Origin of the sequence: Vibrio sp. 10N.286.51.E5 (assembly GCF_041469125.1) — a bacterium.
Taxonomy (GTDB): Bacteria; Pseudomonadota; Gammaproteobacteria; order Enterobacterales; family Vibrionaceae; genus Vibrio; species Vibrio crassostreae_C.
Genome location: NZ_JBFRJZ010000099.1, coordinates 1 through 22,694 on the forward strand (window position 1 = coordinate 1; position 22,694 = coordinate 22,694).

Genomic DNA, 22,694 nt, shown 5'->3' on the forward strand with positions numbered 1-22,694 from the left:
TTTTACTTTAATTGGTATAACTTCCTTTTAAAATGGTCCCGAATGAAACTGAAGTACTGCAGTTTTAGGCTGGTGAAGTACTTTGATACAATGGAATGATTAACTCATTTATGTTGATGCAGGGCCTGAACTGCTTGATTGTTTTCGTTGGTAACCGCTGCTTAAGGCGTACCGCCATACTCGATTGCGTTTGGCAACTGCGTCCTAGCTATGCCGGGCGATTAGAAAGCTTTGAATGGTGGCATTGGGATGATGAAACACTAGCAGAAATATTGCCACCATTCCAAAAAGATTGCGGTGAGTTTTTGGCTTACTTTGAGCAAGTCTAACCCCAATATATTTTAAGTCTGAAACTAAAAAAGCAGCCTAAGTGGCTGCTTTTTCGTTTAATAACTTTATAGCGGTTTAGCTGGCAAGCCGTTTAGTTCGCTAACTGATTAATTAGAAAGCTTAGCCTCGACTTGCCCAAGTGCGCGTTGGTACATAAACCAAGCACATGTACCGGCAAGCACATTACCCACCATGGCACCCCAGAACAGGCCTTCAATACCAGCAAGCTGCGAACCAATCCACAAGCAAGGCAAGAAGAAGGCGAACAGGCGCAGTGCTGATATCGTTAAGGCAGTATAAGACTTACCAAGCGCATTCGAGATAGAAACCATCAGCATACAGATACCCAACGGCCCTAAACTGATAGGAACGATAAGTAAGTGGTAGTTCAAAATGGTCGAGACTTCGTCTTCGCTGGTCATGAGATTTGCCAACCCGCCAGAGAACACCCAAGTTACCAGTGCGATCACCAATTGGAATCCTAATACAAACATCACGGCAATCTTCACAAGACTACGTATGTTCCCTAGGTTCTTTTCTCCCAACATTCGGCCAATCATAGGTGGCATCGACATAGTCAGAGCAAGCACTGCAACAATCGAAAAGAACTCAAAACGTGAACCTAGCGCCCAAGCTGCAACGGCTGCTGTGCCGTAGCCTGCAAGCAGTTTGGTGGCGAGCATCGAAGAGACTGGTGGCAGTAGCTGACTGATCATCGCAGGCCCCATGATGTTTCCTATAGAACGAATACTCTTGCCGATATCAAGATCGTGCCAGTCGAATGTCATCCAATGCTTCTTAGTTACCTTAGGAGCAACGATAAAGATACCCACACCGAACGCCAAGATGGTCGCAATCGCGGCTCCGTTGATGCCCATGTCGAGCGTGAATATGAAAATCGGGTCCAATATCAAGTTGATGATGCTGGTCGCGATCATCATCGAACCGGGCAGCATGGTATTACCATTGGCACGACACACACTGTAGAAAAAGTAGAGCAGTGCGCCTGTCCAAGAGCTTACCAGCCAATAGATCCAGTAATAATCAATGATCGGCAGTACCGTCGGTGGTGCATCGAGGAGTTGTAAAATAGGACCACGCAACAGATAGATGATGACCGAGAACAGCGCGACACTCACACTGCCCATCACAACGACTAATCCGCCGAGCTGTTTGGCATAGCGTATCTCGTTAGCCCCAATAGCTCTCGCGATCACAGCCGTTGTCGCGATGCCTAGTCCGACTTGAATCCCGATAATGATCATCTGAATTGGTAGCGTGAAGCCTTGAACCGCGAGCGGCAGTACGCCTAACTGGCCAATAAAAGCACTGTCTACAAGTTGGAAGCTCATCAGGGAGAGCACCCCAAACAGCATTGGCCATGTCATTGTATAGAGTTGTCGGCCAAGAGAAGGCGAGGGAGTTGCGGTCGTAGAATTCATAACACTCTTATCAGTCTTGAAGGTAGGTTTGTCGTAGTGACAATCCACTCAATGAAGAATTGCGTAAAGGATAACGTAACGTTAGCTCGATACCAATAAATGTCATTAAATCTATCGATATTACCTTTGCACAGTTTCATCGGTATGTGAGCATTGTGCAATGCAACTTTATGCGTTCGCTTATTGAAATTTAAGGTGTCGTATCTTGTTTCTGAGTTTTATATTAGCGGATTGGGTCTAAAGGTTTTCCATTCGACTATTTCTAATGTTTCGCTTTATCCCGATAACTTGGTGGCGTGACTCCAACCCAACCTTTGAATGCACGATTGAAATTACTCAAGTCGCTGTAACCCACTTGCCAACTGATGTCTTGAACAGAAAGGTTGGTCTCTTCAAGTAGCTGTTTTGCTTTAGCTTCCCGAACTTGTTCTTTGGCTTGTTTAAAGAGAATGTTTTTGCTCTTCAGGTTTCTCTGCAGCGTTCGTTTTGTCATGCCGAGCATGGTCGCAAACCACTCAATATTGAACCAAGGTAGAGTCGCATAGGTGTCTATTAATATCTCGACAGCGTGATGCCAATCTTGGGTACTATTTCGTTCTGAAATGGCACGATAATCATCGGGCAGCGGAATCGAGAACGCACCGTATTGCTCTTCAAACTGAATATCAGAATCAAAGAAATGCTTAGGTAATTTACGTGCGCTGTTGTTCTTAGAGACCAACTTGGCGTGTGATGGTTGCCAGCGACTGTCAATGAACTTACGGCATAGGCTAATCACGGTCAGGGCGCGAAACCATTCTGCTTGTTCAAAACCTGAGGTCGATGGGTGATAGCAACTTCGATGACACAGCCACCACAATCCATCGCTTTTTTCCGTCCATATGGTGACGTGATTACTTAAGGTCGATATTTCAGTAATCAAGCAGCGTACCGCTTGCTCGAGAGAAGTGCATTGTTCAATTTTTCGGTCTAGCTCAGGTGACAATTGCTCTAGAGAGGCCTTACGTCCAACCTCAATCCCTATCGAATAGCCAAACTTACGCTCAAGGCCATGAATGAAGCGAATCACGTCTTGTGTAGGAAGCCATTGATTGGATTGTGTCAGTTCAATGGGTAGACCGCACGCAACGGCGACGGTGCGCCAATCCAGTCTATGTTTGTCACAATACTGAATATATGGAGCAATGTTACTGGTCGAAGTGAGCAGTATGCTGGTGGTGTTCGATGATGCTTTCATTGTTTTGTGCCTACCATTAAATGTCATCAAGTGACCTAATTAAGTGTAGCGCATCTCCCTATACTTTTCCTAACCCAAACAGGAGAACAATTATGAAACTTAAACACATTGCCGTTCTAGTATCGTTAGCGACCCCATCATCATTTGCTCTTGCAGCAAACCCAGTTGAAGAAGCTCTGAAAGTTGAAGGTGCTCAAGTTACCTTGACCGTGAAAGAGGCGAGCACAGCATTTACCCCAAGTTTTACTGACTCAGCTCGTGAGTTATTCAATAACTTTCATTGGCAGATGGGCGGCGACCACAGCGTTTACTACAACATGCACATGAGTGAGTTTCTACCAACGGCACTGGCGGCTCCAAACGAAGAGTACAAGCCTTTAGTCAAAAATATCGACCCACGACTCGCTGCACTGAAAGTTGATACTGAAAGCAAAGGTCAGTTGACAATGGATGAGTACTTGGCGGATGAACAGTTCCGTACCCAAGGCTTTATGTTGATTCACAAAGGGGAGATCGTTTACGAAGCTTACCCAGGTATGAAGCCGACAGATACGCACGTTTGGGCATCTACAGCAAAAACGACGGTTGGCACAGTGATCGCAATGTTAGTGGAAGAGGGCAAAGTCGACCCTGAAAAAGAGATCGCTGAGTATGTTTCTGAATTGAAAGGAACGAACTGGGATGGCATCACAGTACACCAAGTTCTGAACATGTCGACCGCTCTAGACAATGAAGAGACATTAGAGTCTATCTTGAACCCAGACTCTGATGTGGTGCGTTTCTTTGCGGCATCGTTTAACTCACCAAGAGCAAAAACGGGTGAGATGGAAACTTGGATGGACGTGGCTAAGGGCGCGCAAAAGCTCGCAGGTGAAAAAGCCGGTGACCACTTCCGTTATGCATCTATCAACACCATGGTGCTGACTAAGTTAGTTGAAAACGTTGAAAACAAAACTTGGACTCAAGTATTCGAAGATCGTGTTTGGTCAAAAGTGCACGCACGTCAACCAATGCAATTCAACTTGACGCCAGATGGCATGGCGATCGCGGTTGGCTTGGTTTCATCAACGGTAGAAGATATGGCTCGCTGGGGAACACTATTTACACCTAGCTGGAAAGCGGTGGCTGATGAGCCAGTGGTGTCACAAGCTGTGATTGATCGTATCCGCAACGGCGGTGATCCAAAAGCATTCGTAGGTACTAGTAAAGAGAGCAGTTCACTGCACGCATACAACGAAAAAGCAGACTACAACGCATACCAGTTTGATTTCATTTTCAACGATGGTGCGATGTCGAAAAGCGGCAACCTAGGCCAATTTATTTACATCGATCCGGCGCGTGACTTTGTGGGTGTGATGTTCTCAACCAACCCATACCACTCAGGTTTTGGTGAGAATAAAGGCCCTGCACTAATGCGTTCGGCAGCAAAACTACTTGCTGAGAAGTAATCTATTTATTACCTAACAGGATGTTCCAGGCTTCAAGGAGGAAGCAAACGACTTTCGAGAGATATAATGAAAAAGTTTGCTCTATTAATCCCGTTGAGTTTAGGTCTAGCCCTTCCTGCACATGCCGATTCAGATTCCGAACGTGTTATCGATCCTGCTGATGTCACTAAAGTTTATACTCAAGCTGCATTGATGCTGAATGGTAGTTCAGATATCCAATTTCAAGGGCAAGTTTCTGGCGGTTTAGAAAACGGTCAGCAGTTTGCCCTACTGGCCGAAGGGACGTTTGTCGATGAAAGCAACACAGCACTTCGCGATCCAGACAAATTCGGTACAGAGTACAGCAACTCTAGAATTCAGTACTTCCACGTCTTTGAAACAGGGACGAAAGCTACGCCTAAAGTGGGTCTTTCATTAGATTATATTAATACGCGCAACAGTATTAAAAATGACTTATTGTCGGTTGGCGGTGTTGTTGCGATTAATCCAGCTTATACCGGTGGATTCCTGGTATTTCCAAGAGCAGGACTGATGACTGGTAGTATGGAGATCCCTGGCGTCACTTCATCTAAAGATGATTTAACGGGATACTCGCTTGGTTTGATTACCGCGAAGCATCTCGGTGACTCTGGCGCTTATGTGTCTTTGGTTCCTGAGTGGCAAGATCTTTCTGGTGATGATATCGACATGCAAAACTTCTCATTTAAAACATCGTTAAATGTGCCGATGAACACTGCAAGAACTTGGTGGTTGAATACGCGCTATGACATTACCAAAGCGGATGTTGATGTGAAAGGTGTGCCAATGCCGAATGGTTGGCAAACCGAAGCTTGGGTTGGTGTGAGATACTACTTCTAGCGCTCTAGCCAGCTAATTTGGAAAGAACCTAAAAAAGCCAGTCAACGTGACTGGCTTTTGTCGTTAAGGTACCGCGTGAAGCGTTACTTATTTACTTATTTACTTATTTATTAGCAACGTTACCTAGCTTCAACCACGTATCGATAACCGTATCCGGGTTTAGTGAAACAGAGCTGATGCCTTGCTCCATTAACCACTCTGCTAGGTCGTCATGGTCAGATGGGCCTTGGCCACAAATACCCACGTATTTACCCGCTTTGGTTGCCGCATCGATCGCCATTTTCAGCATTGCTTTCACGGCTGGGTTACGCTCATCGAAGAGGTGTGCCACATCGCCTGAATCTCGGTCGAGGCCAAGTGTCAGTTGCGTCATGTCGTTTGAGCCGATAGAGAAGCCATCGAAGTACTTCAAGAACTCATCAGCCAAGATTGCGTTCGATGGTAGCTCACACATCATGATCACTTTCAGACCTTGGTCGCCACGGCGAAGGTCGAATTTAGCCAGAATGTCGATAACCGATGCCGCTTCGCTTGGAGTACGAACGAATGGGATCATGATTTCAACGTTCTTAAGGCCCATTTCGTTGCGAACGCGTTTGATCGCTTGAGTTTCTAGCTCGAAACAGTCTTCGAATACTGGTGAGATGTAACGAGATGCACCACGGAAGCCCAGCATTGGGTTCTCTTCATGCGGTTCAAACGTTTTACCGCCGACTAGGTTGCTGTACTCGTTCGACTTAAAGTCAGACATACGTACGATCACACGCTTAGGCCAGAATGCAGAAGCGATGGTCGCGATGCCCTCTGTTAGTTTGCCTACGTAGAAATCGATAGGATCTTTGTAACCACGAATACGCTGTGTGATTTCAGCTTTAAGCTCATCAGACTGTGCGTCAAAGTTGAGCAGTGCTTTCGGGTGAATACCGATCATCTTGTTGATGATGAACTCTAGACGAGCAAGGCCGACGCCTTCGTTTGGAATCTGCGCGAAATCGAAAGCACGATCTGGGTTACCCACGTTCATCATCACTTTAGTCGGTAGCATTGGTAGCTCATCAACCTCAGAACGTTTGATTTCAAAGTCGAGTTCGCCGTTGTAAACGTAGCCTGTTTCGCCTTCTGAACATGACACTGTCACGGTATCGCCATCGTTTAGGCTGCTTGTTGCGCTGCCACAACCAACGATTGCTGGAATGCCTAGCTCACGAGCAATGATCGCAGCGTGACAAGTACGGCCGCCACGGTTAGTGACAATCGCAGATGCTTTCTTCATAACAGGTTCCCAATCAGGGTCTGTCATGTCTGTTACCAGTACGTCGCCTTCTTGAAGCAGTGACATTTGGTCTAGTGAATCAACCAAACGAACTGAGCCAGAACCGATACGTTGACCGATTGCGCGGCCTTCAACCAAGACATCCGCCTTGTTGTTTAGCTCGTAACGCTCGATAACGTTTTGGTCGCTTTGAGAACATACGGTTTCTGGGCGAGCCTGAACGATGTAAAGCTTGCCGTCGATGCCATCTTTCGCCCACTCAATGTCCATTGGACGTTGGTAGTGCTTCTCGATGATCATCGCTTGTTTTGCTAGCTCTTTGATCTCTTCATCGTTGAGTGAGAACTCGTTACGCTCTTGAGTGTCGGTGTCGATGATATCGACTTGCTTGCCGATTTCTTGATTGGTCGAGTAGATCATCTTGATCAACTTAGAACCAAACGTCTTTTTAACGATTGGGTAGTGACCCGCTTCTAACATTGGCTTGTGAACGTAGAACTCGTCTGGGTTCACTGCGCCCTGTACAACCATTTCACCCAAGCCCCAAGAAGAGGTGATGAATACCACTTGGTCGAAGCCAGACTCAGTATCAAGCGTGAACATCACACCTGAAGAGGCTTTGTCTGAGCGAACCATGCGCTGGATACCCGCAGACAATGAAATGCCACGGTGGTCAAAGCCTTGGTGTACACGGTAAGAGATAGCGCGGTCGTTAAACAGTGACGCGTAAACGTGCTTGGTTGCTTCGAGTACCGCGTCGATGCCTTTCACGTTAAGGAAGGTTTCTTGCTGGCCTGCGAAAGAAGCATCTGGAAGATCTTCTGCGGTTGCCGATGAACGAACCGCTACAGACAATTCTTCGTTGTCTTCAATTAGCTCACGGTAGTTCTCACGGATGTCTTGCTCTAGTGATTCTGGGAAGGGTGCATCTAGAACCCATTGTCGAATCGTTGCACCTGTCTTACGCAGTGCGTCAACGTCTTCAACATCAAGTTCATCAAGTAGTTGGTGGATGCGCTCATCAAGACCTTTGTAGTCAAGAAAGTCGTTAAACGCATAAGAGGTGGTAGCAAAACCATTAGGTACAGAAACACCAGCATTGGACAGGTTAGAAACCATCTCGCCCAGTGAGGCGTTCTTACCGCCGACTTTGTCGACATCTTCCATGGATAGGCCATTGAACCATAGGGTATTATTTTGCATTTATTTCTCCAGAAACATAGCAAGCATTGTAGGGATTTAAAGGCAAACGATTACGTGTCAGTTTAAAAAAATGTAAATTATTTTCTAAAGCTGTGGGGGACGTAATAGTCAGCAGGGTTTTGTTATATATATTATGGTTCCCATCCTACTCAAAATAATTTTAAACATTAAATAAAAAATGCAAATTGATATCCAAAGTCGTGATGTATTCTATGTTTCTGATGGAACGGCCATAACATGTGAGACTTTAGGGCATGTTGTTCTAGGTCAATTCCCTTTTAAAGCCAATGAAAAAACCTTTCCGTTTGTGGAAAGTGAGGACAAACTTTCTGATTTATTAAAAGAGATTGAAATTTCGTATCGTGATACCGGATTAGAACCGCTAGTGTTCTTTTCGATTGTGATACCTGATATCAAAACCAAATTGCTAGAAGCGCCCGCGCACTGTTATGACGTGTTAGAGAGCATCGTGCAGAAAGTACAGGATGACATTCAGATGGCGCCTGTTCCTAAGTTGCAGCGCTCACGCAGTGTAAACAAGGACTCGGTGAAGTATTTCGACCGTATTGCTGCGATTGAGTACACGCTCGCGCATGATGATGGCATCACGCTAAAAGGGCTGGAAGAAGCCGACATCATCTTGTTGGGTGTTTCTCGAAGTGGCAAAACACCAACAAGTTTGTATATGGCGATGCAGTTTGGCTTACGCGTAGCAAACTACCCATTTATCCACGATGACTTGGCACGCTTAAAGCTGTTGCCAGAGTTTGAGATTTACCGACATAAGCTGTTTGGTTTGACCATTGATGCAGAAAGGCTCACTGAAATTCGTGAGAACCGCTTAGCAGGCAGCGAATACGCCAGTGACTCACAATGTTTGTATGAATTGCAAACGGTAGAGGCGATGTTCCGTCGAGAAGCGATACCTTACATCAACACCTCTTCACTATCGGTTGAAGAAATTTCGACACGAATCTTGGAGCGAACAGGTTTGAGAAGGCGTCTGCTGTAAGACAAAGCCTTAGAGAAATAGAATGGCCAGATAAAAGAAAATCGAAGCTCGCAGTTTACACCTGAGAGCTTCGATTTTTTGTTTGTGCTCGTTGTAGTCGCTTGCGAGTCAGAGCTTGTTTTCTTAATCAGAGCTTGCTTTCTTAATCGAGATAGCTTTCTAGCGAAGTAAAGACAGCTTTAGCGTTTCGCTTTTCTTTTCTAACCAGCGTTCAAGTGCTGGTGGCCAACTGATGCTTGGTTCTACGCAAAAGCCACGAAGCATCGAGAAATACACCGCTTGATCGATTAGAGGCAGTGATGACTCACCATTCTCTAGATCCAGTAAGAGTTCGGCATCTTTCAGTAATGGGTTAATCAGTTGAACGAACTGAGGCGTCTTTTCTAACAGTTCTTCAAAGTTAAAACCTTCGGTCTCTTTACAGGCACGCCAAGCTTCTTTGGCTCCAGAAGAGCGATATTCAGCCAAGTCGAGGTTCCACCAACGTGGGCGTCCAATCTGTTGAGTAAGAGGGAATGCGCGAGTTTGGAACACAGTCACTTGCTCAGATGGCACACGCTGCTCATCGCTTGATTTCAAGTCCATGAAGTACGCGATGATATCTAGGCTCTCTGCCATGATAGAGCCATCGTCTTTTTGTAAGACGGGTACCATCTTTTTACCGATCAGATCGATAAGGGTTTGGGCATCATCATAATCGACAGAAACAAGCTCAATGTTCAAGCCTAGCGATTGAGCAATGTAGGAGACTCTTGCACAGAAAGGGCAGTGATCGTAAATGTAAAGCTTCATAGCTTCCCTCATTCGGGTCTTTCTTAGTATAAGATGATGCTAATGTACCAGAAACTTTCGCAGACAATAAGCCTTTGTTAACAAGAACTATTCACTGCGATTAAGTGCACGGGAATATCAAGAGAACGATGAGAATAAGCACCTAGTGTAGAAACTCGTTGCCTAATTCTATTGTCAGTTGAGTGCGGTTTTATTGTAACGAGTAAGCTAATGAGAAAGCTGGTGGGTAAATGACGGGCATAAAAAAGGCTCTGGCTGCTCACTCTAATGCAGAAGAGTGAAGTCAGCCAAAGCCTCAATTTTGTTACCTTTAGTAGAGTGACTACTAAAAGGGCAGAGTGGTTAAACTATGCTTTTTTAAGATCTTGCGCTGGGTAAGTAAGCGTCATTGCGCCTTCTACCGTTGTAACGTGAACGTAGCCACCACCAGCACTTAGGCCAGTTACTACCATTTCACCTAGTTCAACACCTTTTGTTGCTACAACGCGATCATCAACTGAAAACACTTTACACACCTTCAATAAATTAAATAAATACGATAGATATCGAACGCGGATTTAAACAGATGGGACCTCAATCAACTAATCCGGTTATTTGTCGTAAAGATTAAATTCAGTTATGTATAAATAATTATGTATTAAAAATCAGTTTGTTAACTTACGCTGTGACGTTATTTATCCGCTGGATACACTACACCAACTTGTTGGCGCATCTCTGTAATTAACTTCGCAACCGTTAAAGCGCGCAGTTGGGCCTGCGCTTGTGTTGCGTTGTCGCCAGCAATGCAGCTAGCAAAGGCCTGCGCTTCGTAACTCATGGAGTTTTCGCTTTGTGCTTGAGTAAGGTTTTCTACCGTGCCATCGCGGTAGCGGATCTTAACGTCAGTACATTCAGCGATGTGATCGATGATGATCGCCCCTAATTCACCTTGGATCTCGCTTGGCGCATAAGAGTCGCTGACTTTGGAGTGCGCAAGGGTCACATCAAACTCAGGGTATTGGAAGATCGCACAGCCATGAGCATCGACACCTGAATCAAGTAGCTTTGCAGAAGCCTGTGCGTTTTCAGGTTTGCCAAATAGCGCGACTGTCGCGGCAACACAGTAAAAGCCAATATCGACCAATGAGCCGTTAGAAAAAGCTGGGTTGAAGGTATTTGGGTTCTCGCCGTTTAGGTATTTTTGGTAGCGCGATGAATACTGGCAGTAGTTGATGTGTGCTTTATGTACCTTGCCAATCTTTTCTAACCCAAGTTGAACTTGCTTAAAGTTCGGTAGGAATTGAGATTTATACGCCTCAAACAGCACCACACCGTTTTTCTCAGCGACTTCGAACATGCGTGTTGCTTCATCAATATTTGATGCAACCGGCTTTTCACAGATAACATGCTTGCCGTGTTCCATCATGAAGATAGATTGCTCGCAATGCAGTGAGTTAGGGGAAGCGATGTACACGGCTTCTACAGTGTTGTCATTGGCCAATGCGTCGAGTGAGTCATACGTGGTTTCAACGTCAAATTCTTGGGCGAACTGTGCCGCGCTGTCTAGATTTCGAGAGTAAACCGCAGCAAGTTGCATCGATTGAGATTCGTGCGCAGCTTGAACAAACTTTTGTGTAATCCAATTGGTTCCAATTACAGCAAACTTAATCATATAGGTATCCAGTCGTTAGTCGTCGTTAGTATATTGATTCTGCAGAGATAGTAGCACTCAACGGCTGGCAATGTGCCTGAGATTTACGGAACAATTTCCCTAAACATAGTGCCTAATATTAATGTTCAGCCTTCACAGAGCGTCTGAGTTGACCAGTGTAACGGTGCACAACTAAGCCATTTTTGCTAAGGTGTTATTGAATTCAAACAAGGTGATGATATGCAAATCCGGACGGCCAAGGTAACTGATATTAACGCGATCTTAGCGCTCTCTGAGCAGATAAACCGTCAACATCATCTTGGTGCGCCTATGGTATTTGCACCAGCGTCACAAGGCTTGGCCGACAGTGAAGAGTATTGGTTAGGTTTGATGCTTGACCCACTTGGCGCTTTCTTGGTTGCAGTAGACGACAAGCAAGTCGTTGGCTTTTTAGCGGGTAAGGTAACGCAGAACAAAGGCGTCAGTTTTATTCAGCCGCACAAGGTGGCAAGGGTCAATACGATTGTGGTGAACGATCAGGTTCAGAGCAAAGGTGCTGGTCGAGCGTTAATGAAGTCTTTTAATCAATGGGCGCAGGCGAGAGGAGCGATAGAACTTAGGTTGGAGGTAATGGAGTTTAACCAACAAGCTCAGGGTTTCTATGAGTCGTTAGGAATGGAAACTCAGTCACGAACCATGTCCATGCGTTTTGAGGAGATCTAAAGGTGCGTCTGTTTCTGCCTTTATCACTGTGTTTACTGTTTGTGGCTTCGAACGCGAATGCTGAGCAAGTCGTGGTCGAGAAAATAGTCTCTGACGCGACCGCTATCGAAACCATCGTATTCGAGTCTGCACCGGCTCATTCTCAACGTGTCTCAACGTCTTCATCTAACTCAACCTCTTCCACGAGCTCAAACTCCGAGCATGTGATTATTGTGGATGATGTTCTTAACAGTAGCCCTGATGAAAAGGTAGCTCAGCTTTCTCAAGGGTCATCAAAACGTCCACCTCAAAGTTCCTCTCGACAGTTTTACAACGTACCGGATAGCGCATCTGAGATAGATTCGCTGTCGCAAGTGGTTACGTTAGTTAAAGTCGATAAATCGAAACGTAGGATGTATCTGCTAAAAGGTGAAGAGGTGATTCAGGAGTTTCGTATTGCGCTAGGCAAACAACCGAAAGGGCATAAACGCTTTGAAGGGGACAACCGAACGCCGGAAGGGGAATACCAGCTCGATTATGTGATGGAAGAGTCGGACTTTTATCGCTCAGTACATATTAACTATCCGCAACCTTCGGATATGCAATGGGCAGAGCAAAATGATGTAGATCCTGGAGGAAACATCAAAATCCATGGCATCAAAAACGGCGAGCGTCGTTCGCCGAGCTTTATTCAAAGTTTTGATTGGACGGATGGCTGTATCGCGTTAACCAATCAAGATATGGATGAGTTTCTCCAACTTGTAAAAATGGGTACCCCTATCCATATCGAATGGTAGTCATTGGTACCCAGTTTTCTTAATCACTTTCCGCAGTCAATTAGCGCAATCAATTCGCGAAACCAATTCGTAAAAGCAACGTCCAAAATTAAACGCTAAAGCCGTTACAGTAAGACTCGACCTGCACTGAATATTGCAATCACAATCAGCAATGCAATGGTGACTGGCTTAAACTTCGCTCCACCAAATCTTTCGAACAGTTTAGAACCCACATAACCGCCAAACATGCTGCTTGGTAGAAGCGCGAGAGTCAGCCAAACTACATCGCGGTCGACTAACCCAGCGATAGATGCCGAAACAAACGCAGTGGAATCAGCCAATACAAAGAAGGCTATCAGGCCTGCTCTGGCAATGTGCGGAGCGACTGGGCTTGCTAATGCATGAGTGCCAATTGGAGGCCCTGACATCGAAGCCGCGCCGTTCATTACACCCGCAAGGCTTCCTAGAATATAGGGAGTAAATCTAGGTTCGCTTTTGTACTGGAAACCTTTGTAGATCATAAGTGCAGACGCAAAAATGAAGGCACTGATGATCAAGATGATCGTGTCTTGGCTAACGGATTTAAGCAGAAGTAAGCCGACTGGTGTGAAGGCAAAACAAGGGATAAATACCTTTAAAACCCAGCGCCAGTTAACATGCTTTCGAACTTTAGGCAGTAATTGAACATTGCCTAGGAGATCGATCAACATGAAGACAGGAACCAGTTCGATAACAGGCTCGAATAACGCACTTAATGGCAATGCCACTAAGGTGAAACCGAAACCTGAGAAGCCACGAACAATAGCGGCGAAAATGAAGATTGCACCCAAAATTGGGAAGGTTGGACTAAAAATGAGATCCATAAATTAAGTAACCAATGAAGCTGTCTAAATAGAGCGAGCTAATGAAACCAAGTGAGTAGCGGAATGTACTCCTACTCAATTGTGTTTGCTACCTAATTTTAAGGTTTCCCGAGAGTTAATTTTAAAGTATCTCGGGGTTGTTTTTGCAGTATTCGCTTGGTCAATTTATAGAGGTGAATTGATTCGGAAAATCAGTAAATACAGCATCTACTTTTGAGATGAATTTGAAGTGAGACGGATCGTTTACTGTGTAGCACCATGTTTGAATCTTTGCTTCGGCAAGCGTATCAAGATCATCCTGATTGACGTTTTCGTAATTCATATGACAACTGAACGCTTTCACCTGATCAATAAGCAAAAGATCGTCTTGAGAGAGCTGCTCTGTGATCACGCCAACGCGGTATCTTGGTAAGTGGTGAGCCATTTCTGCAACAACTTCATGGCTGAAACTTGAAAGCAGCACTCTGTCCGTGTCTATGTTTGAGCGGATCAGCTCACTGTGTAGAAGATCAACCACATGAGGGGCTTGGTGTCGGCTATCGACTTTTATCTCTAGGTTAACGCTGAGGTTATGTTCTTCAACAAGTTCAAGTAACTCGCTAAGTGTGAGTATTCTTTCTCCTTCGAACTGTTCTGACTTCCAGCTACCAAAATCAAGCTGACGCAGCTCTGCCAATGTGTGTTCATCAACACGGCCCTTGCCATCACTACAGCGCTCGAGAGTGTGGTCGTGGCAAACGACAAGCTCATCATCCTGAGTTTGCTGAATATCGACTTCAATCCATTTCAAGCCAAGTTTAGCGGCTTGTTCAATACTTGCTTTGGTGTTTTCTGGGTGAGTACCCGCTACACCACGGTGACCTACGATGATAGATGACATAATTAATCCTTCTTAAAGACGCACCGTAAAAACGCATTAAATATCAGTGTACTCGATTAAGCGAGGGCCGTCGTTATGCTTGTCGTCTCTTCGCGTGACTCTTGTGAAGTAAAGTTATTCGGCTGAATACGCTTCCCACGACTGTCAAAAATATGCAGGTTAGATTTATCAATGCTTAATCCGAGCGGCAGTACTTGGCATAGTGTCGTTTCTGGCGTGACGGCGATAAAGGGTTGGTCGTTCACCAGGCCATGAACCAATTGATTCGGCCCCAATGGCTCAACCACACTGATACGCAGTTCGAGAGGCAAGGTGTTCATTTTTAATTCGGAACAAACCTCAGAGTGTTCAGGGCGAATGCCAAGCGTGATAGTCGCGTTCTTAACGTGCGCGTACTCTGGCAGGTACATTTGTTGATCACCGATTTCAAGATAGCCATCATCGAGCGTGGCAGTTAGGAAGTTCATCGCGGGGCTGCCAATAAAGCTTGCCACAAAGGTACTGGCAGGCTGGTGGTAAACTTCTCTTGGTGTGCCGACTTGTTCTATCTGACCTTTGTTGAGAACCACGATTCTATCTGCCAGTGTCATGGCTTCGACTTGGTCATGAGTCACGTAAACACTGGTTACGCCTAGCTCGCGTTGTAGCTTTTTGATTTCTAACCTCATGTGAGCGCGCAATGAGGCATCTAGGTTAGACAAAGGCTCGTCAAACAGGAACAGTTGAGGGTCGCGTACAATCGCTCGTCCCATAGCAACGCGCTGGCGCTGACCACCCGAAAGCTTGGCTGGCTTGCGATCTAGGTATTCTTCGATCTTTAGTGTCTTGGCGACTTTCTCAATCTTCTCTTCAATTACGTGTTGGCTGACACCTCGGTTCTTTAAACCATAAGCGAGGTTTTTGTATACCGTCATGTGAGGGTAGAGTGCGTAATTTTGAAAGACCATTGCGATATCTCGTTGAGCTGGCTTTTCGTTATCAACACGGCGGCCACTTAAGTGAATCTCTCCGCCAGAGATACTTTCCAGCCCCGCTATTGAACGTAGGATAGAAGACTTGCCGCAACCCGATGGGCCAACCAACACAAGAAATTCACCCTTTTCGATATCAAGCGAGACATCTTTCACTGCACGATGACCGTTCTCATAAGTCTTTACCAAGTTTTTGATGCCTAACATGGTAGGTGCTTTGTGCGTATGGTTGTGAGTGGCTTGGGTGTGCCCTAACGTTTGTTTTAACTTTGGCATCGGGGTGTCCTCTGTATTTTTGTGGATAGCTTGGTGAGAATGCAGGTGAGACATCTTGTACTCAGCGAGTGATTGAATGCGGTTATCGTTCATTTGATTTTTGTCGTTATTATTTTTCACTTTCTACTAGCCCTTTTACAAACCAACGTTGAAATACAACCACCACTAAAACGGGTGGCAACATAGCTAAAATCACCATGGCAAAAACATAGTCGTAGCGCGGTAAACTGGTTTCATTGATGTTGTTGAGTACTTGTTTGATGCCCATCACGATGGTGTTGTAGCCTTCGTCCGTGGTCATCATGATTGGCCACAGATATTGGTTCCAACCCACCACAAACATGATGATGAAGATTGCGGCAATCATGGTTTTAGACAGTGGCAATAAGATGTCGACAAAGAATCGAAATGGACCTGCGTTATCTAGCTGAGCGGCTTCTAACAATTCATCGGGGATGGTTTTGAAGAACTGCCTAAAAAAGAACGTCGCGGTGGCTGAGGCGATCAAAGGCAGAATTAAACCTGTGTAGCTATTAAGAAGCCCAAGCCCAGCGACAACCTCATAGGAAGGGATAATGCGCACTTCTAATGGCAGCAAAAGCGTCACGAAGATCAACCAGAACCAAGCTGTAGCATAAGGCAGTCTGAAGTAGACCAAAGCATACGCAGCCATCATCGAAATGATGATCTTACCGATCGCAAAACCTAGCCCCATGATCATCGAGTTGGCGATCATTTTGCTGGCGGTGACTTCGCCACTGAAGCCCATGCTTTTGTTCCAAGCTTCGCTATAAATGGCCGTAAAGTTATCGCCTGGTACCCATTGCAGGCCTTCGCTGACAATGGTGTTCGGGTTATGCGTCGAGCTGGCGAAGATTAGCCAGATAGGGACCAACATGAACAGCATCCCAGCAATTAGAATTAGGTGGTCATAGACCTTATTACTTTTCATAAATAACTCCTGTCGCGTAATTCATTGCACGCTTGGCTTTCACTGGTGGTTGCTCTCTATTGCCGATAAGTAGCGCGATTGAAGGGTTAATAGTGAACACGCTTTTCTACAACGCGGAACTGGATAAAAGTCAGAGTGAGTACCAGTACTAAAAGCACTACAGATTGCGCTGAACTACCGCCCAAATCGGCACCAACAAAGCCGTCTCGATACACCTTGTAAACTAACGAAGTTGTACCGCCACCAGGACCGCCATTGGTCATGGTGTCGATCACGCCAAAGGTTTCAAAGAAGGAGTAGGTGAGGTTGATGACCAACAGAAAGAAGCCAGTAGGGGCCAGTAGTGGGAAAGTGATGGTCCAGAAACGTTTCGAGTCACTGGTACAATCCAGCATCGCTGCTTCTTTTACCGCGTAAGAGATCGATTGAAGTCCCGCCAGAAAGTAGATGAAATTCACCGAAACCTGTTTCCAAACCGACACTAAAATCAGAGCAAACGTGGCATCTATAGGATCGGTCTGAAAGCTAAAGTCCCAACCAATAACTGCAAATAACTCGGTAAACACGCCAATGTGTGGGTTAAACAAGAAAGCACCGATTACGCCTGCGATCGCAGGAGCAACGGCGTACACCCAAGTGAGAGTGACCTTGTAAGCCCCTTGTCCGTGAATGATATTGTCGGCTTTTGCGGCGAGCAGCAAAGCCAAGGCAAGCGATAGGAAAGAAACCACAATCGCGAACATCAGGGTAAAGCCAATTGAGCTGAGATACTCGCTCGATTCGAATAGCATTTGATAGTTTTCGAACCAAACGAATAGAGAAGATGTGCCCCAAGGATCTTCCAGCATAAAGGAGAGATAAACTGCCTTTGCCGCTGGGTAGATAAAGAAAACCGCAATGATGAGTATCTGAGGTGCTAAAAATAGGTAAGGCAGCGGAGAGTGAAAGAATTGTTGACGTCGTTCCACAGGGTAATCCCAAAAAGTTATTAAAAGTTGACCACTAGCTAGTGACAGTTATCACTAGCGCGATATCAAGGAATGCATCCAGTTGAGTTATCGTTGTTGGAGCAAGAAATGGCGCTAATGAATAATCTCCTCGCGCCTCGTCATGACTCTATTTATTCGAGGGTGCTGACAAGACGTGAGGAGTAATTTACTGCTTTGGTTAGTTAAGCTTCTAAACAGAAACTTCTGAGTTAATAAAGCAGCTTTAGCTAACGAGCCGACCTAATTCATCGTGCGAGCGAAGCGTTTTAGTAGCTTGCTGCTTTCATCTTCGACTTTGTCTAGGCTGTTCTCAACGCTAGAGCGGTCAGCGAAGATATTGTCGAACTCACGGTGCATCACTTCACGGATCTGCGGGTAATAACCTAAGCGGTAGCCCTTAGTCCATTCGCCCGATTTAAGGCTTAGCTGCTTAACACCCACTTCTGCGTCTGGTTGTTCTTTGTAGTAACCAGACTCTTTCGCTAGTTCATATGCAGCGGTTGTTACAGGTACATAGCCCGTGGTTTTGTGCCAGTAAACCTGTGTTTCAGGCTTAGTCAGGTAGTCAAAGAATGCAGCCACACCTTTGTCTTGTTGTTGGTCATGACCATTGAGTGCAAACAGAGCGGCACCACCAATGAAGGTTAAGCCAGCATCCGGGTTAACCGATTTCCAGTATGGAAGGTAAGTTGTGCCTAACTCGAAAGGTACGCGGTTACGTAAACCACCGAATGAACCTGAAGAGCCCATCCACATTGCCACTTCTTGGCGCTCGAAAGGCGTTTGGTTTGCATCCCAATCGCTGCCGTAATACTTGTAATAACCTAGATCTGACCACTCTTTCATCTTGCTAACGTGCATCATCATGTCTTTGGTGTTGAACATGATCTTAGTGGATAGGCCGTCGTAGCCGTTGTTCTGGTCAGAGACTGGCAGGTTATGGCGAGACTTGAAGTTCTCGAACATGATCCATGGCGTTAGAGATTGAGAAAACGCGATGTGTCCGTCTTCCTTCAGCTTTTTAGCAACAACTTCTAGTTCTTCATAAGTTTTAGGTGCCTCTGCACCGACTTCCGCAAGAAGGTCTTTGTTGTAGTAAAGAACTGGGGTCGAACTGTTGAAAGGCATACCAATCATCTTGCCTTGGCTGTCTGCATAGAAGTTACGAACGCCCGCTAGGTAGTCGTTCGAATTAAAGTTGTAGCCAGACTCAACCAGAATATCTTGTACGGGTTTGGCGACACTTTTAGCGTTCATGATGGTTGCAGCACCGGCATCGAATACTTGTAGAATGTTAGGAGCTTCGCCTGCTCGATATGCCGCGATACCCGCTGTTAAGGTCTCTGTGTATGAACCTTTATAGATTGGCGTGATCTTGTAATCATCTTGTGACGCATTAAAGTCAGTCGCAATCTTATTGACGGTTTCTCCAAGTTGGCCGCCCATTGCGTGCCACCAAGTGACTTGAGTCGTTGCGAACGCTGGCATTGCCGCTGTTGCGGAAAGAACGCCTGCCAAAATTAGCTTATTCATCTTCTTTTCCTTTTGGATGAAATCGATGTAGAGGTATTGAATTAGAGTATTAACGAGACGGTAGGGGTGTCGTTTGAAGCTATCTTGAACAGGCCATATTTCACTTACGTGGCTAAACCGTTTCAGTGATATGAAAGATTCGTTTCGATTTTATTTAAGAGTAAAGTTATTGATGGTTTTGATGTTGAACATGTTCGGTTTTTAAGACGTTTTATTGAACAACTGTTGTTCAATAAAAAAGCCTCTCGATGGAGAGGCTTAGAAGAAGGTTCGATGTGGATACAGTTTTAGTGCGCGATGTCCAATTGGTTGTCTTTCACGCCGTTAATACGGAACCAACCAGCGATACTGAATCGCTCTGTGTTAGTAGGCAGAACCTCGTGTGGGAATTGTTCAGACAAGAATACCAATAGTCGACCACCCTTTGGTGGAATGGTCGCGATGTGGTTGTCTTTTAGATCGTAAACCACGAGCTCACCAGCGTCTTCTTCTGTCCACTCATCATTCATGTAGAACACAGTAGTCAGGCGGCGGTTTTCATTGCCCTTGAAACAATCTAAGTGCTTCTGGTAGAAGTCGCCTTTTTCGTATTTAGCAAAGTGCGCTTCGTACTCGAACAGACCCAAAAAGAACGCTTGGTTTGCCGCTAAACGAATTTGTTCCATCTTGTCTAAAAACAGAGATGCTGGCTGACCCATATCACGGCGTACCCACTGAATTTTGTCACTACGAATCGTTGCTTCTCGTGCTACATCATCGTTACGGCCGATCCTAGCCTTTTTCCAGTTCTCTGGAATGCAATCCCTCAATGCCACCACTTCTTCGTGAGTTAAGAAGTCGTCCCAAACGAAATAACCTTGGGTAGAAAGAGCATCGATCAATTGGTTCATGTATAGCACTCAGACAATAAATTAGAGGCGCATATATAGTCCTAATAACTCGGGCTAACAAATCACATGTTTTGTTGTCACGACAAATAGATTCATAAGCTTTATCTGAAAGGTTGATAGAACAAGGTTTCCGATAATGTGAGCATTCAATAATGATGAAAAACATCGGATTAAATTGATGATCATCTTTGAAATTTGTTCCCATTGCACTGAGTTGAATTGGATTTGAGTAATTTAGTGGTTACCAGTGGAAATCTTGATGCGAGCTATCTATCCGGTTTTAGATTATTGTTTTTAACAAAATGATCACAATTAAAGTTGGATTTGCTAATATAAAGGTCTGACCAGTTGTTTTGTCACAAGGAGTGGGTTTGCAGCTGCATACCATTAAAGGCTATATCCAAGACATGTATCTCGTAGAGTACCCTGACAGGTTGCTCTTGCTTGATGGTGCGTGTCGAGCCGACATCCCGCATTTGAAGGATTTCATCGAAACTGAGCTTGTGCGTGATTTTGCTGATCTACATACGGTTGTGGTTACGCACATGCATCCAGACCACGCAGGAGCAGCGCACAAGCTCAGAAAGCTGACCAATTGTCATTTGGTTGCAGCAAACCGAGACAAGGATTGGTATTACGGCATTGATGGCATTTTGATGCATCTGACCGATCTGGCATTGGCACGATGGATGGCGAACCGATTGGGCAAGCCAAAAGCAAATTTGTGGTATTCAAGAAAGTTAAAGCCCGACTTCAAGTTGTCGGATGGTGATAGCATTCCGGGGTTTGATGACTGGTTAGTTCTAGAAACACCGGGTCACACTGACAGAGATCTTTCCGTCTATTGCCCATCACACAGTATTGCCTATGTGGCGGACTTAATGGTTGAGGTCAAAAAGAAGCTGATTCCGCCTTTCCCAATTTTTCATCCCAATAAGTATCGAGCGTCGGTGTCTCGTATCTATGACATGCAGGTCGACACCTTGCTGGTGGCGCATGGGGGACAAGTGAATTTGAGTGAGCAAGCATTTGAACATTTGTTGCTGAGTGCGCCAAGAAGGCCCGTGACACATTGGCGAGTGACTAAAATTAAACTCAAAGGTTTGGTTAAATCTGTTTGGCGATTTGGGTTTAACAATAAAAAAAATCGCCACAAATAATAAAGGCCAGTCTCAAAGACTGGCCTTTATTAGTGTGTGTTGTTGACTCACTATTTGAGCTGTGGAGCAGTTCAATTAGTGAGAAATTAGAAACTCACCTGCTGGGTCAACAATCACTTTGTCACTCATGCCTTGACGACCAAGCAGCATCATATAAGTCATATCCTGACGGTTGCTTAGCGTGATATCGATAGGCCATTGTTGGCCACCGATTCTTAGCATGGTTTCAATCACGCAACGGTGTTCAACTTCGCCGTTAGATGATTTAATTTTCTTACTTGTTTTCAGTTTCGCCTTGCAGCGCACCGTCTCTTCTAGGTGATAAACGTCTGGGTGAAGGTCGAACTCTACGAATTTCTCACCATTTGATTTAACACATAGTAGATTGTCTACGTGTAGAGAAGAGGTTTTAGCCCCTGTATCAACACGTGTATGTAGTCCAGTTATCCCTAACTCTGGTAAGCAAAGTGCTTCGGTATTCCCTATGATCATTTTATTGTTCATTTTCTTTCCAATCATGAGTTATCGGTATTCAATCAGCCCTTGCCACGAGTACGGTTAGCGTTTGGTTTTGCATTCTTCTCGATGAATTCGAAAATCATGTCTGCTACATCTTTACCCGTTGCTTTCTCGATGCCTTCTAGGCCTGGAGAAGAGTTTACTTCCATTACTACTGGGCCGTTCTTAGATTGTAGGATATCTACACCACATAGGTTTAATCCCATGATTTTCGCTGCATTGATTGCTGTTGCGCGCTCTTCTTTGGTTAGTTTAACCAGCTGAGCAGTGCCGCCACGGTGCAGGTTAGAGCGGAATTCACCTTCACCAGCTTGACGCTTCATTGCAGCAATTACTTTGTTGCCAACAACAAAACAACGGATGTCTGCGCCATTTGCTTCTTCAATGAACTCTTGAACCAAGATGTTCGCTTTTAGGCCCATGAACGCTTCGATAACGCTTTCTGCTGCTTTGTTTGTTTCTGCTAGTACAACGCCGATACCTTGAGTGCCTTCAAGAAGCTTGATCACAAGTGGCGCGCCGCCTACGTTTTTGATCAGGTCTTGAATCTTGTCTGGGCGGCTAGCGAAACCTGTTTTTGGTAAGCCAATACCTTTACGAGACAACAGTTGTAGTGAGCGCAGTTTGTCGCGAGAGCGACTGATTGCTACTGACTCATTGATACAAAAAGTGCCCATCATTTCAAATTGGCGAACAACCGCAGTTCCGTAAAAGGTAATGGAAGCGCCAATACGTGGAATAACAGCATCGTATTGAGGTAGCTCTTCACCCATGTAGCGAATCTTCGGATTGTTACTCGCGATATCTATATCACAGTGCAACGTGTCGATAACATCGACCTGATGACCACGTGCTTCTCCAGCCTGCTTTAGACGAGCGGTAGAGTATAGATTTTCGTTGCGAGAAAGAATTGCGATACGCATGGCGTTTCCTTAGTTAATACCTGATTGGTAACTGC

General features: G+C 45.3%; 22 protein-coding genes. 7 read left to right on the forward strand and 15 right to left on the reverse strand.

Translation table 11 applies throughout. The annotated features are described in order from the left end of the window. Window positions 1-110: 110 nt before the first annotated feature. Entirely contained in the window at window positions 111-329 is a 219-nt protein-coding gene (locus tag AB4161_RS22185; RefSeq protein ID WP_136981876.1) for a phosphonate metabolism protein, read from the forward strand. 108 nt (window positions 330-437) lie between these two features. On the opposite strand, the gene AB4161_RS22190 is transcribed toward AB4161_RS22185, so the two are convergent. Beyond that, window positions 438-1,772: an MATE family efflux transporter gene (locus AB4161_RS22190; RefSeq protein WP_136981875.1), complete on the reverse strand. Its 1,335-nt coding sequence runs from the start codon at window positions 1,770-1,772 to the stop codon at window positions 438-440. A gap of 262 nt (window positions 1,773-2,034) precedes the next feature. Then, complete coding sequence (locus AB4161_RS22195) at window positions 2,035-3,009, reverse strand: AraC family transcriptional regulator (RefSeq protein WP_017071579.1); 975 nt, start codon at window positions 3,007-3,009, stop codon at window positions 2,035-2,037. Between the two features lie 92 nt (window positions 3,010-3,101). Here AB4161_RS22195 and AB4161_RS22200 point away from each other — a divergent pair, with 92 nt between their 5' ends. After that, a complete protein-coding gene (locus tag AB4161_RS22200; RefSeq protein ID WP_136981874.1) occupies window positions 3,102-4,457 on the forward strand; it encodes a serine hydrolase in 1,356 nt (451 codons plus the stop codon). A gap of 66 nt (window positions 4,458-4,523) precedes the next feature. Beyond that, window positions 4,524-5,315: a hypothetical protein gene (locus AB4161_RS22205; RefSeq protein WP_017060557.1), complete on the forward strand. Its 792-nt coding sequence runs from the start codon at window positions 4,524-4,526 to the stop codon at window positions 5,313-5,315. Between the two features lie 103 nt (window positions 5,316-5,418). Here the strand turns inward: AB4161_RS22205 and ppsA are convergent, their stop codons facing one another. Beyond that, a complete protein-coding gene (gene ppsA, locus AB4161_RS22210; RefSeq protein ID WP_372084329.1) occupies window positions 5,419-7,791 on the reverse strand; it encodes a phosphoenolpyruvate synthase in 2,373 nt (790 codons plus the stop codon). Between the two features lie 178 nt (window positions 7,792-7,969). Between ppsA and AB4161_RS22215 the strand changes: the two genes are divergently transcribed. Beyond that, window positions 7,970-8,803, forward strand: coding sequence for a pyruvate, water dikinase regulatory protein (locus AB4161_RS22215; RefSeq protein ID WP_017060559.1), 834 nt, complete (start codon window positions 7,970-7,972; stop codon window positions 8,801-8,803). 159 nt (window positions 8,804-8,962) lie between these two features. Here the strand turns inward: AB4161_RS22215 and grxB are convergent, their stop codons facing one another. The 3 genes from grxB to AB4161_RS22230 all read right to left on the reverse strand — a co-directional run bounded on the left by grxB (window position 8,963) and on the right by AB4161_RS22230 (window position 11,246). Further along, a complete protein-coding gene (gene grxB, locus AB4161_RS22220; RefSeq protein ID WP_136981872.1) occupies window positions 8,963-9,595 on the reverse strand; it encodes a glutaredoxin 2 in 633 nt (210 codons plus the stop codon). A 347-nt stretch (window positions 9,596-9,942) separates the two neighbouring features. After that, complete coding sequence (locus AB4161_RS22225) at window positions 9,943-10,101, reverse strand: hypothetical protein (protein WP_004733064.1); 159 nt, start codon at window positions 10,099-10,101, stop codon at window positions 9,943-9,945. Between the two features lie 164 nt (window positions 10,102-10,265). Then, a complete protein-coding gene (locus tag AB4161_RS22230) occupies window positions 10,266-11,246 on the reverse strand; it encodes a Gfo/Idh/MocA family protein (protein ID WP_017060561.1) in 981 nt (326 codons plus the stop codon). A gap of 219 nt (window positions 11,247-11,465) precedes the next feature. On the opposite strand from AB4161_RS22230, the gene AB4161_RS22235 reads away from it, so the two are divergent. Both AB4161_RS22235 and AB4161_RS22240 read left to right on the forward strand, forming a co-directional pair. Then, the gene (locus AB4161_RS22235; protein ID WP_017064907.1) at window positions 11,466-11,948 is read left to right on the forward strand and encodes a GNAT family N-acetyltransferase; all 483 of its coding nucleotides are present in this window, start codon (window positions 11,466-11,468) and stop codon (window positions 11,946-11,948) included. A 2-nt stretch (window positions 11,949-11,950) separates the two neighbouring features. Further along, a complete protein-coding gene (locus AB4161_RS22240; protein ID WP_017067270.1) occupies window positions 11,951-12,724 on the forward strand; it encodes a murein L,D-transpeptidase family protein in 774 nt (257 codons plus the stop codon). 104 nt (window positions 12,725-12,828) lie between these two features. Here AB4161_RS22240 and AB4161_RS22245 read toward each other — a convergent pair whose 3' ends face one another. From AB4161_RS22245 to AB4161_RS22275, 7 genes are all read right to left on the reverse strand, one after another. Beyond that, window positions 12,829-13,566: a sulfite exporter TauE/SafE family protein gene (locus tag AB4161_RS22245; RefSeq protein ID WP_017069205.1), complete on the reverse strand. Its 738-nt coding sequence runs from the start codon at window positions 13,564-13,566 to the stop codon at window positions 12,829-12,831. Between the two features lie 160 nt (window positions 13,567-13,726). Further along, window positions 13,727-14,446, reverse strand: a complete 720-nt coding sequence (locus AB4161_RS22250; protein ID WP_372084331.1) for a glycerophosphodiester phosphodiesterase family protein — start codon at window positions 14,444-14,446, stop codon at window positions 13,727-13,729. A 56-nt stretch (window positions 14,447-14,502) separates the two neighbouring features. After that, window positions 14,503-15,813: a sn-glycerol-3-phosphate ABC transporter ATP-binding protein UgpC gene (gene ugpC, locus AB4161_RS22255; protein WP_372084333.1), complete on the reverse strand. Its 1,311-nt coding sequence runs from the start codon at window positions 15,811-15,813 to the stop codon at window positions 14,503-14,505. Next, window positions 15,803-16,645 carry a sn-glycerol-3-phosphate ABC transporter permease UgpE gene (gene ugpE, locus AB4161_RS22260; RefSeq protein WP_017071585.1) on the reverse strand — a complete coding sequence of 281 codons (843 nt, stop codon included), beginning with the start codon at window positions 16,643-16,645 and terminating at the stop codon, window positions 15,803-15,805. Before ugpE ends, ugpC begins: the two co-directional genes overlap by 11 nt. 86 nt (window positions 16,646-16,731) lie before the next feature. Continuing rightward, entirely contained in the window at window positions 16,732-17,613 is an 882-nt protein-coding gene (locus AB4161_RS22265) for an ABC transporter permease subunit (RefSeq protein ID WP_010428443.1), read from the reverse strand. Between the two features lie 261 nt (window positions 17,614-17,874). Further along, entirely contained in the window at window positions 17,875-19,167 is a 1,293-nt protein-coding gene (locus tag AB4161_RS22270; RefSeq protein ID WP_372084335.1) for an extracellular solute-binding protein, read from the reverse strand. A gap of 287 nt (window positions 19,168-19,454) precedes the next feature. Then, window positions 19,455-20,057, reverse strand: coding sequence for a 2OG-Fe(II) oxygenase (locus AB4161_RS22275; protein WP_016769093.1), 603 nt, complete (start codon window positions 20,055-20,057; stop codon window positions 19,455-19,457). Window positions 20,058-20,428: 371 nt separating this feature from the next. Between AB4161_RS22275 and AB4161_RS22280 the strand changes: the two genes are divergently transcribed. Continuing rightward, window positions 20,429-21,217 carry an MBL fold metallo-hydrolase gene (locus tag AB4161_RS22280; RefSeq protein WP_016784160.1) on the forward strand — a complete coding sequence of 263 codons (789 nt, stop codon included), beginning with the start codon at window positions 20,429-20,431 and terminating at the stop codon, window positions 21,215-21,217. Between the two features lie 75 nt (window positions 21,218-21,292). Here the strand turns inward: AB4161_RS22280 and AB4161_RS22285 are convergent, their stop codons facing one another. Together AB4161_RS22285 and rimK are read right to left on the reverse strand one after the other, a co-directional pair. Beyond that, complete coding sequence (locus AB4161_RS22285; RefSeq protein ID WP_372084338.1) at window positions 21,293-21,721, reverse strand: ATP-dependent zinc protease; 429 nt, start codon at window positions 21,719-21,721, stop codon at window positions 21,293-21,295. 32 nt (window positions 21,722-21,753) lie between these two features. Further along, complete coding sequence (gene rimK, locus AB4161_RS22290) at window positions 21,754-22,659, reverse strand: 30S ribosomal protein S6--L-glutamate ligase (RefSeq protein ID WP_004740040.1); 906 nt, start codon at window positions 22,657-22,659, stop codon at window positions 21,754-21,756. Window positions 22,660-22,694 lie beyond the last annotated feature (35 nt).

Coding starts and splice junctions, on each gene's coding strand:
- AB4161_RS22200 (WP_136981874.1), top strand. CDS start 3,102: ATGAAACTTAAACACATTGCCGTTCTAGTATCGTTAGCGACCCCATCA.
- AB4161_RS22215 (WP_017060559.1), top strand. CDS start 7,970: ATGCAAATTGATATCCAAAGTCGTGATGTATTCTATGTTTCTGATGGA.
- AB4161_RS22205 (WP_017060557.1), top strand. CDS start 4,524: ATGAAAAAGTTTGCTCTATTAATCCCGTTGAGTTTAGGTCTAGCCCTT.
- AB4161_RS22275 (WP_016769093.1), bottom strand. CDS start 20,057: ATGAACCAATTGATCGATGCTCTTTCTACCCAAGGTTATTTCGTTTGG.
- AB4161_RS22285 (WP_372084338.1), bottom strand. CDS start 21,721: ATGAACAATAAAATGATCATAGGGAATACCGAAGCACTTTGCTTACCA.
- AB4161_RS22185 (WP_136981876.1), top strand. CDS start 111: ATGTTGATGCAGGGCCTGAACTGCTTGATTGTTTTCGTTGGTAACCGC.
- ugpE (WP_017071585.1), bottom strand. CDS start 16,645: ATGAAAAGTAATAAGGTCTATGACCACCTAATTCTAATTGCTGGGATG.
- AB4161_RS22230 (WP_017060561.1), bottom strand. CDS start 11,246: ATGATTAAGTTTGCTGTAATTGGAACCAATTGGATTACACAAAAGTTT.
- rimK (WP_004740040.1), bottom strand. CDS start 22,659: ATGCGTATCGCAATTCTTTCTCGCAACGAAAATCTATACTCTACCGCT.
- ppsA (WP_372084329.1), bottom strand. CDS start 7,791: ATGCAAAATAATACCCTATGGTTCAATGGCCTATCCATGGAAGATGTC.
- AB4161_RS22250 (WP_372084331.1), bottom strand. CDS start 14,446: ATGTCATCTATCATCGTAGGTCACCGTGGTGTAGCGGGTACTCACCCA.
- AB4161_RS22235 (WP_017064907.1), top strand. CDS start 11,466: ATGCAAATCCGGACGGCCAAGGTAACTGATATTAACGCGATCTTAGCG.
- AB4161_RS22190 (WP_136981875.1), bottom strand. CDS start 1,772: ATGAATTCTACGACCGCAACTCCCTCGCCTTCTCTTGGCCGACAACTC.
- AB4161_RS22195 (WP_017071579.1), bottom strand. CDS start 3,009: ATGAAAGCATCATCGAACACCACCAGCATACTGCTCACTTCGACCAGT.
- AB4161_RS22270 (WP_372084335.1), bottom strand. CDS start 19,167: ATGAATAAGCTAATTTTGGCAGGCGTTCTTTCCGCAACAGCGGCAATG.
- grxB (WP_136981872.1), bottom strand. CDS start 9,595: ATGAAGCTTTACATTTACGATCACTGCCCTTTCTGTGCAAGAGTCTCC.
- AB4161_RS22245 (WP_017069205.1), bottom strand. CDS start 13,566: ATGGATCTCATTTTTAGTCCAACCTTCCCAATTTTGGGTGCAATCTTC.